The following is a 7208-nucleotide window of genomic DNA, read 5'->3' as shown; positions in this document are numbered from 1 at the left end:
CAACGTCGAGGCGGCGCGTTCGGGCATCATGGACGCGGACTTCGCCAAGGAATCGACCGACCTCGCGCGCGGGCAGATTCTCTCGCAGGCGGCCACCTCGATGCTGGCGCAGGCGAACTCCTCGCAGCAGAACGTCCTCAGCCTGCTGCGCTGACGGAAAACCGTCACCGACGCCAACCCCCCCGGCGCTCTGGCGCCGGGGTTTTTCTTTTTGGGCATATAGTTGTGAGCCATGACTAACGTGACGGAAGACCGTCGCACGACCGTCAAACGGAAGATTGGGAGAACCGCACAACCGAAGGTTATGGTCATTCAAAACCGGAGGGGTGACCATGGAACTGCGAACGATTCAGACGGTAAGCCAGCGACAATCTCTGGTTGTTAACACCCAGCTGCAGCAGGCGATCTACATGCTGCAGATGTCCAACCAGGAGCTGCATTCGTATCTCGACGATCAGGCGACCGAGAACCCGTTTCTCGAGGTGGCACCCGCGCAGACGGAAGCGCAGGTTGCCCCGCCGCGCAGCGAACCGGGTCTGCCGCAGAGCCGGGCAGGCGGGGGCTCGGAGGATGACTTCGACTATGTGCAGGTACGCGCAGAGGCCCGCCCCAAGTCGCTTTATGGCCACCTGCGCGAGCAGTTCGAACTGATCTTCGACGATCCGGGCGACCGCGCCGCCGCGGAAGTCTTTCTGGAGGCGCTGGAGCCGAGCGGCTGGCTCGGCGAGGATCTTGATCAGCTCGCGGCGCGGGCCGGCGTGCCGGGCAACGGCGCGGAAGGGTTCCTCGCCCGGCTGCAACAGGTCGAACCGGCGGGCCTCTTCGCCCGCAATCTGGCCGAATGCCTGCGGCTTCAGGCCGAGGACCGGCGCTTTCTGTCGGAGCCCTTCGAGCGCCTGCTGGAAAACCTGCCGCTGGTCGCTAAGGCCGACATCGCGGGGCTGTGCCGTGTCTGCGGCTGCGACGAGCCCGAGGTGCGGCGCCAGCTTGCCCTTCTGCGCTGCCTCGATCCCAAGCCGGGCGCCCACTTCAACGCCGAGGACCATTCGGAGCGACCGCCCGACCTGATCGCGCGGCAGGACGGCGACGGCTGGGCCGTCGAACTGAACCGCGCGACCGTTCCGGCCGTGCATGTGAATGCGGAACTGGGCGCGCGGGTCGCCCGCTGCGAGGAAACCCGCGCCTATGTCGGCGGCCGCCTGTCGCATGCGCGCTGGATGCGTCGCGCGGTCGAACACCGCAACCGCACGACCCTGGCGGTGGGCGCAGAGATCGTGCGGCGTCAGACCGCGTTTCTCGAAGACGGGCCCGCCCGCATTCGTCCGATGACGCTGCGCGACGTGGCCGAGGCGGTGGGGGTGCACGAAAGCACGGTGAGCCGCGTGACCACCGGCATGATGATCGACACGCCGCAGGGCGCGCTTCCGCTGAAGGCGTTCTTTTCCACGGGGCTGTCGGGTGCCGGAGCTGGGGGCGAGGATCAGTCTGCCGCTGCCATCCGGCACCAGATTCAGAAGCTTGTGCGCGAGGAAGACCCGCGCAAGCCGCTGTCCGATGACGCGATCGCCCAGCTGGTGAATTCCGGCGGCGTCACGCTCGCGCGGCGTACGGTTGCGAAATACCGCGAGGCGCTGGGCATCCCCTCGTCGTTCCAGCGCCGGCGCGCGGCGCGACTGACAGGCGCCTGACCCCGGCCGCCACCGCCGCCGCCAACGGGCGGCGGCGTGTCCAGCCGGCAAACCGCGCGAAGCGCGGCCTGCCAGCGATGTGTCAGGGTAGCGCGGCCGGCGCCGCGGGCCTAGCGGCCGATCGCGGCAGGCTCCGCCGGCGCGGGCGAGGCATCCACATGACGCAGGTCCGGGGCCAGGGTCGCACAGAGCGCGTGCGCCTCCCGTGCCGCGCTTGCCGCCACCAGTGCGAAAGGCTGCATCCCCTCGGATTGCCGGGCGACCCGGAAGAGCATCCGTGCCGCGCGCCAGACGTATACGGAGCCCAGCGCATAGACCGCGCAGGCCGGAAGCACCCCGACCGGCAGGGCGCTGACCGTCGCGGAGAGATGCACGGCCAGCGGGGTCCAGAGCCGGTTGTGGGCCAGCCACAGCGGCGTCGCCACGAGCGCCCAGAGCGAGGGGGTCAGCGGCTGCAGGTCGTAGCGGCCGCGCGCGTCGCGGAAGAGCTCCCAGTTGCACAGCGTGTCGGGATCGAGTGCCCGCGGCTGCAGGCCCTCGGGGGCCGGAATCGCAACCCAGCGCCCCAGGTCGCTCGTGTCGGCAAGGACGGGAAAGGTGGCATCGCCGCGCCGCACGCCAAGTGCGCGCGGGCCTCGGCCCGGTGCAAGGTCCGCCGTCAGCTCGGCGGTGCCGCCGGTCAGCGGGGTGCCGTCGATCGCGACGACCTGATCGCCCGCCCGGAGCCCGAGCGCCGCGCCCCTTTCGTTGGTGGCGCGCAGTTCCAGCGCCGTGCCGCGGGCACCGGCACCCTTGTCCGCATCGCTCTCCTGCATTCGGTCAGGTCTCCTCTGGCAGATCAGGGGTAGGTGAAGGGATTGACGCTGTCGGTGCCGTCGGCGCCCGCGCCACCGCCGGCCTTAGCGCCGCCGGCGCGCGCCTCGTCCCGGCCTGCTCCCGCCGGCCGGGCGGGTGGGCGCGGCGCCGCCTCGATTGCGCGTTCTGGGGCGGGACGGACGTTGAGGAGCGCGTCCGTCTGAGCCGAAAGCATCTCTGTAAAGGAGAGCTCCAGATCGCGGGCGCGCTGCAGCACGCCGTCCTGAAGCCGCGCCTCGGTCGCGCCGATTTCCTCGATGATCGCCCGTGCGAGTTGCGGGCCGAGGTTGGCGGAGTCCTCGACGGCCTCGACCACGCGCGCGGCGATCACCGTTTCGAGATCGTCGAGGCGCGCGGTCAGGGCGGCGATCGAGGATTGTTCGTCCGCCGCATCAGAGAGCACAGCTCCACCGGTTTCGACCGCTGTCTTCAGGGCATCCACGCTCTCGGCGAACATCGCGAGGCCCTCGATCAGGGTCTCGTTGGTGTGCGTCATGTCCGTCTGGGCGCGATGGAATGCCATGCCGCCAAGGATGCAGGCGACAAGGGCGAGCCCGGCAGCTCCGCCGCCGGCGAGGGTCGCGCGGCGCGTCGTCCGCTCCATCTGCCGCGCGGCTTTCTCGACGGCGGCCGCAGCAGCTTCGTTGTCTGCGGCGACCGAATTCGCGGCCTCTGCGGCCTCGAGGGCGAGCTTTACGCTTTCCTCGAGGGTCGTTTTTTTGCTCATGGGGCACTCCCGTCGGGATGTCGACTGCTGTTCTTGCAGCAATCGTGCCAGTTGCGGGCCGCGCGGAAATCTCTGCCGGGGCCCTAAGCGGCGGCGCGGCGGCGCCGTTCCCCTCAACAGGATCCGAAACGACAGGAGGCCAGGGCGTCATGCGCGACGAAGCGATCGAAGAGCAGACTTGTCGTCCGGCCCCCGCAGGACCGGGCGCCCCCTTCGCGCGGCTGGTTGTCGCCGAGAGCGCGTTCGAGATCGCTGAAACTGGTGTCGAGGGGCGTCTTGTCTTCCGCCCCGCCGCGAGCGACGACCCGTGGGAGCGGCTTGATGCCGGGCGAGACGCGGGGTGGAGGGCGATCGGCGCGGAAATTCTCGAGCGCACCCGCGACGCGCTGCTCGACTTCGTCCGCATGCATCTGATCCGTCTGGACGGCGAACCCGAGAGCGACGGGCCGTTCGAATACGACCTGTTCGGCTTCCGCTGGGGCTACCGCGACATCTCGCCCGCCGGGATCGAGCTGCGCCTGCCGGGACGTGACTGGACGCCGGCGAACCTCGACGAGGCGGAACCGCCGCTGGAGGGGCGCGAACGGGCGATCGATGCGCTCCTGCGCGCGCATCCCGAAGTCGCCCTGATCTTCGCGGAGGAGGTGCACGCCTGGGCGATACGGCTCGCCGCGGGGGCCCAGGTGCGTCCCGCGCTCTAACGTTTGCGGCGGCCGGTCAGCCGCTTCGCGAGCGTTGTGCCGAGGACGGCTGCGAAACAGGCGGCGGAACTGAGCGCGAGCACGGCAGAGGCCAGTACGCCATGCTCGCCGCCAAGCGCGGCAGAGGCAAAGACGGCGCCCGCACAGGCGAATGTCATGGCCGAGATGGTCTGCCCGGCGCCGCGGGTTTCGTGACGTTTCATCATCATGTCTCTCCTTCCAGCGGGTATCCGTGCTCGTCGAAGCGCATCGAGGGCGGCAGCTCGACGTGCGGCAGCTCGGCGTCGAGCCCGTGATCGAGCCGCTGGACGTGCGCCTCGATCACGGCGACGGCGGCGTAGAGATCCTCGGGGATCGACTGTCCGATCTCGGCAGTGAAGTAGAGCGCGCGGGCCAGCAGGGGCACATGCAGGACAGGAACCCCGGCGCGGCCGCCGATCTCGACGATACGATGCGCGAGCGCCCCGTCGCCCACCGCGACCACGACAGGTGCATCCGTCTCGCCGGGGACATAACGCATGGCCACGGCAAAATGCGTCGGGTTCGTCACGATGCTCGTGGCCGAGGGCACGTCGTCGAGCGCGCGCCGCCGTTGCGCTCCCTTGCGCGATGCCTCCATCTGCCGCCGGCGGATCTGTCCCTTGACCTCGGGAGAGCCCTCGGTCTGCTTGTGCTCGTCCCGAACCTCCTGCCGGGTCATCCGCAGCTTCTTGAAATGGCTGTGGATCTGCCACGCGAGATCGACGGCCGCGATCGCCAGCAGCCCCGCGCAGAGCGTGCCGAGGACACGCACCGTCACGCCGCCGAAGACGTCCATCGCCTCGGCCACCGAGGCGAAGACCAGTGTATCGAGGCGCGGTAGGGCCGGGATGAGCGTGACGAGCCCCGCGCCGATCAGCAGCGAGACCTTCAGCACCGCCTTCGCAAGCTCGACCAGCGCCTTCATCGACACCATGCGCTGCAGCCCCTTGAGCGGGTTGAGCTTCGATGCCTTGGGCTGCATCGCCTTGGCCGCGAAGGTGATGCCGCCACCAATCGCCGCCTGCGCGAGCAGCGTCAGCGCCATCAGCGGCAGGCCGACGAGCAGCCCCGCGTAAAGGCAGAATTCCAGTGCCGCCTGCGCCCGCGCGGCGATCTGCGCATCCAGCCGCTCCGGCCCGCCAAAGCGCAGGTAGCCACCCCAGCCCGACGATACCTCCGGCAGGTAGCTGAGCCCCGCGCCCAGCATAAGCGTGGCCGCCGCCATGCCGACGAACACGAAGACCTCCTTCGACGACAGGACCTGGCCTTCCTCGCGCGCCTTCTCCAGACGCCGCGGGGTCGGTTCCTCGGTCTTTTCCTGGCCGTCCTCGTTCTCTTCAGCCATCGGCCACCCCCTGCAGCGCGTCCGACAGGCGCATCACCGCCTCTTCGGCGAGGGCCGAAAGCGCCACCCCCATTGCTGGGGCGCCCCACCACAGGAGGCCGACGCCCGCCAGGATCGTCATGGGGAAGCCCACGGAAAAGATGTTGAGCTGCGGGGCCGAGCGCGTGACGACGCCGACGACCATGTTGACGAGAAGGAGGACCGTCACCGCCGGCATCATCAGTTGCGCGCCGGCGACGAACATCAGACCCACGGCCTCGAGCCCTTGGGTGACCCCCAGCGTCAGGTTCGCAGGCTGCCCCGGCGGCAGGACGGCATAGCTTTCCAATACCAGGCGGATCGCCGTCAGGTGCCCGTCCTGCGACACGAAGACCACAAGTAGGAAGAGGCTGAACATCTGGCTGACGACCGGCATCGTCACACCGGCGGCCGGGTCCACCTGCGAGGCGAAGCCAAGGCCGGCTGTGTTGGCGATCCGATCCCCCGCCAGCGCCGCCGCGCCGAAAACAACCGTGAGCAGCAGCCCCGCCAGCGCGCCGATGGCGACCTCGGTCAGCACGGCGGGCACCAGCGCCAGGCTGCGAAAGGCGTCCGGCGCTGGCGGCTCGTAGAGCGAGAGCGTGGGCAGCGTGAGCGCGGCGGCGGCCACGATCCGCACCGGCAGCGGGATGAATCGCGCCCCGAAGAGCGGCGAGGCGATGAGGAAGGCACCGATGCGCAGCATCGAGAACATGAACTGGAAAACCCAGGTCATCACCGCCGCGAGTTCAAGCGCGGGCAGGCCGGCCGTGGCGTCCGCGCCCGTCAGCATCAGCGGATCGTCGCGATGGTGGCGAAGATGTCGGTGACGTAGTCGGTCATCACCGTCATCATGAATCCCGAGGCGAGCCCCATGGTCAGCAGCACGACCGCGAGCTTCGGCACGAAGCTCAGCGTGGCCTCGTTCACCGAGGTCGCCGCCTGCAGCACGCCGACCAGAAGCCCGACCGCCAGCGCCACACCCAGCACGGGACCCGCGGTCAGCAGGATGTTCCAGTAGGCGAGCCGCAGGTGTTCGATGTTCGCATCATAGTTCATTGCAGCACCCCCGTGCCGAAGCCGCTTGCCAGCGAGCCCATGGTCAGCGCCCAGCCGTCCACCAGCACGAAGAGCAGAAGCTTGAAGGGCAACGAGACAAGCATGGGCGACAGCATCATCATGCCGAGCGCCATCAGGATCGAGGCGATCACCATGTCGATGACGAGGAAGGGCAGGAAGATCAGGAAGCCGATCTGGAACGCCGTCTTGAGCTCGGAGGTGATGAAGGCGGGCAAGAGCACCGACAGCGGCACCTCCTCGCGGCTCTCGAAGCCCTCGATCCCCGCGAGATCGGCGAACATCAGCAGATCGTTCTGCCGCGTGTTCTCGATCATGAAGGCCGAGATCGGTGCGCGTGCAAGCTCGAGCGCCTCGCGCGCGCCGATCTGTCCGTCCAGATAGGGTTCGAGCGCCATCGCGTACATTTCCGCCAGCACGGGCTGCATCACGAAGAAGCTCAGAAAGAGCGTGATCGCGATCAGCACCTGGTTGGGCGGCGTCTGCTGCGTGCCCAGCGCCTGACGCAGGATCGAGAGCACGATGATGATGCGGGTGAAGGCGCTCATCCCCAGAACGAGCGAGGGCAGGATCGTCAGCGCCGTCATCAGGAACAGAACCTGAAGCGACAGCGAATAGCTCGTGCCGTTCTCGCCCTCATCGAGCGTGAGGACGGGCAGGCCCTGCGCCTCAGCTCCGGTTCCGGCCATGAGCAGGGCGAAAAGCGCGATCGCAAGCCGGATCATTCCGCCTTCCCCCTTTTTCTGGCGCTGCAGGCGGTGGCAAGCTGCCGTGGC

At 68.7% G+C, this 7208-nt stretch carries 10 protein-coding genes; 3 read left to right on the top strand and 7 right to left on the bottom strand.

Annotated elements, in window-relative coordinates; all coding sequences use genetic code 11:
- Together ACLFOB_RS13445 and rpoN are read left to right on the top strand one after the other, a co-directional pair.
- The coding region (locus ACLFOB_RS13445) for a flagellin (protein ID WP_410926407.1) at positions 1 to 154 on the top strand (154 nt) is incomplete at its 5' end.
- 178 nt (positions 155 to 332) lie between these two features.
- On the top strand, positions 333 to 1688 hold the full coding sequence (gene rpoN, locus ACLFOB_RS13440) for an RNA polymerase factor sigma-54 (protein WP_410926406.1): 1356 nt from the start codon (positions 333 to 335) through the stop codon (positions 1686 to 1688).
- A 110-nt stretch (positions 1689 to 1798) separates the two neighbouring features.
- On the opposite strand, the gene ACLFOB_RS13435 is transcribed toward rpoN, so the two are convergent.
- Positions 1799 to 2503: a hypothetical protein gene (locus ACLFOB_RS13435; protein ID WP_410926405.1), complete on the bottom strand. Its 705-nt coding sequence runs from the start codon at positions 2501 to 2503 to the stop codon at positions 1799 to 1801.
- A 23-nt stretch (positions 2504 to 2526) separates the two neighbouring features.
- The gene (locus ACLFOB_RS13430; protein ID WP_410926404.1) at positions 2527 to 3270 is read right to left on the bottom strand and encodes a hypothetical protein; all 744 of its coding nucleotides are present in this window, start codon (positions 3268 to 3270) and stop codon (positions 2527 to 2529) included.
- Between the two features lie 149 nt (positions 3271 to 3419).
- Here ACLFOB_RS13430 and ACLFOB_RS13425 point away from each other — a divergent pair, with 149 nt between their 5' ends.
- A complete protein-coding gene (locus tag ACLFOB_RS13425) occupies positions 3420 to 3971 on the top strand; it encodes a hypothetical protein (protein ID WP_410926403.1) in 552 nt (183 codons plus the stop codon).
- Here the strand turns inward: ACLFOB_RS13425 and ACLFOB_RS13420 are convergent.
- The 5 genes from ACLFOB_RS13420 to fliP are packed head-to-tail and all read right to left on the bottom strand — an operon-like array spanning position 3968 to position 7157.
- The gene (locus ACLFOB_RS13420) at positions 3968 to 4177 is read right to left on the bottom strand and encodes a hypothetical protein (protein ID WP_410926402.1); all 210 of its coding nucleotides are present in this window, start codon (positions 4175 to 4177) and stop codon (positions 3968 to 3970) included. The genes ACLFOB_RS13425 and ACLFOB_RS13420 overlap by 4 nt on opposite strands.
- Complete coding sequence (locus tag ACLFOB_RS13415) at positions 4177 to 5337, bottom strand: flagellar biosynthesis protein FlhB (RefSeq protein WP_410926401.1); 1161 nt, start codon at positions 5335 to 5337, stop codon at positions 4177 to 4179. Before ACLFOB_RS13415 ends, ACLFOB_RS13420 begins: the two co-directional genes overlap by 1 nt.
- A complete protein-coding gene (gene fliR, locus ACLFOB_RS13410) occupies positions 5330 to 6148 on the bottom strand; it encodes a flagellar biosynthetic protein FliR (RefSeq protein WP_410926400.1) in 819 nt (272 codons plus the stop codon). Before fliR ends, ACLFOB_RS13415 begins: the two co-directional genes overlap by 8 nt.
- Positions 6148 to 6414 carry a flagellar biosynthesis protein FliQ gene (gene fliQ / locus ACLFOB_RS13405; protein ID WP_410926399.1) on the bottom strand — a complete coding sequence of 89 codons (267 nt, stop codon included), beginning with the start codon at positions 6412 to 6414 and terminating at the stop codon, positions 6148 to 6150. The genes fliR and fliQ overlap by 1 nt, the downstream gene beginning before the upstream one ends.
- Entirely contained in the window at positions 6411 to 7157 is a 747-nt protein-coding gene (gene fliP, locus ACLFOB_RS13400) for a flagellar type III secretion system pore protein FliP (protein ID WP_410926398.1), read from the bottom strand. Before fliP ends, fliQ begins: the two co-directional genes overlap by 4 nt.
- Between the last annotated feature and the right edge of the window lie 51 nt (positions 7158 to 7208).

Origin of the sequence: Rhodosalinus sp. (genome assembly GCF_046542825.1) — a bacterium.
GTDB lineage: Bacteria > Pseudomonadota > Alphaproteobacteria > Rhodobacterales > Rhodobacteraceae > Rhodosalinus.
This window is presented reverse-complemented; position numbering and strand designations above follow the sequence as displayed.

Bases quoted from the DNA above. Each gene is read 5' to 3' on its own strand.
- rpoN (WP_410926406.1), top strand. From the start codon at position 333: ATGGAACTGCGAACGATTCAGACGGTAAGCCAGCGACAATCTCTGGTT.
- fliR (WP_410926400.1), bottom strand. From the start codon at position 6,148: ATGCTGACGGGCGCGGACGCCACGGCCGGCCTGCCCGCGCTTGAACTC.
- ACLFOB_RS13430 (WP_410926404.1), bottom strand. From the start codon at position 3,270: ATGAGCAAAAAAACGACCCTCGAGGAAAGCGTAAAGCTCGCCCTCGAG.
- ACLFOB_RS13420 (WP_410926402.1), bottom strand. From the start codon at position 4,177: ATGATGAAACGTCACGAAACCCGCGGCGCCGGGCAGACCATCTCGGCC.
- ACLFOB_RS13415 (WP_410926401.1), bottom strand. From the start codon at position 5,337: ATGGCTGAAGAGAACGAGGACGGCCAGGAAAAGACCGAGGAACCGACC.
- fliP (WP_410926398.1), bottom strand. From the start codon at position 7,157: ATGATCCGGCTTGCGATCGCGCTTTTCGCCCTGCTCATGGCCGGAACC.
- ACLFOB_RS13435 (WP_410926405.1), bottom strand. From the start codon at position 2,503: ATGCAGGAGAGCGATGCGGACAAGGGTGCCGGTGCCCGCGGCACGGCG.
- ACLFOB_RS13425 (WP_410926403.1), top strand. From the start codon at position 3,420: ATGCGCGACGAAGCGATCGAAGAGCAGACTTGTCGTCCGGCCCCCGCA.
- fliQ (WP_410926399.1), bottom strand. From the start codon at position 6,414: ATGAACTATGATGCGAACATCGAACACCTGCGGCTCGCCTACTGGAAC.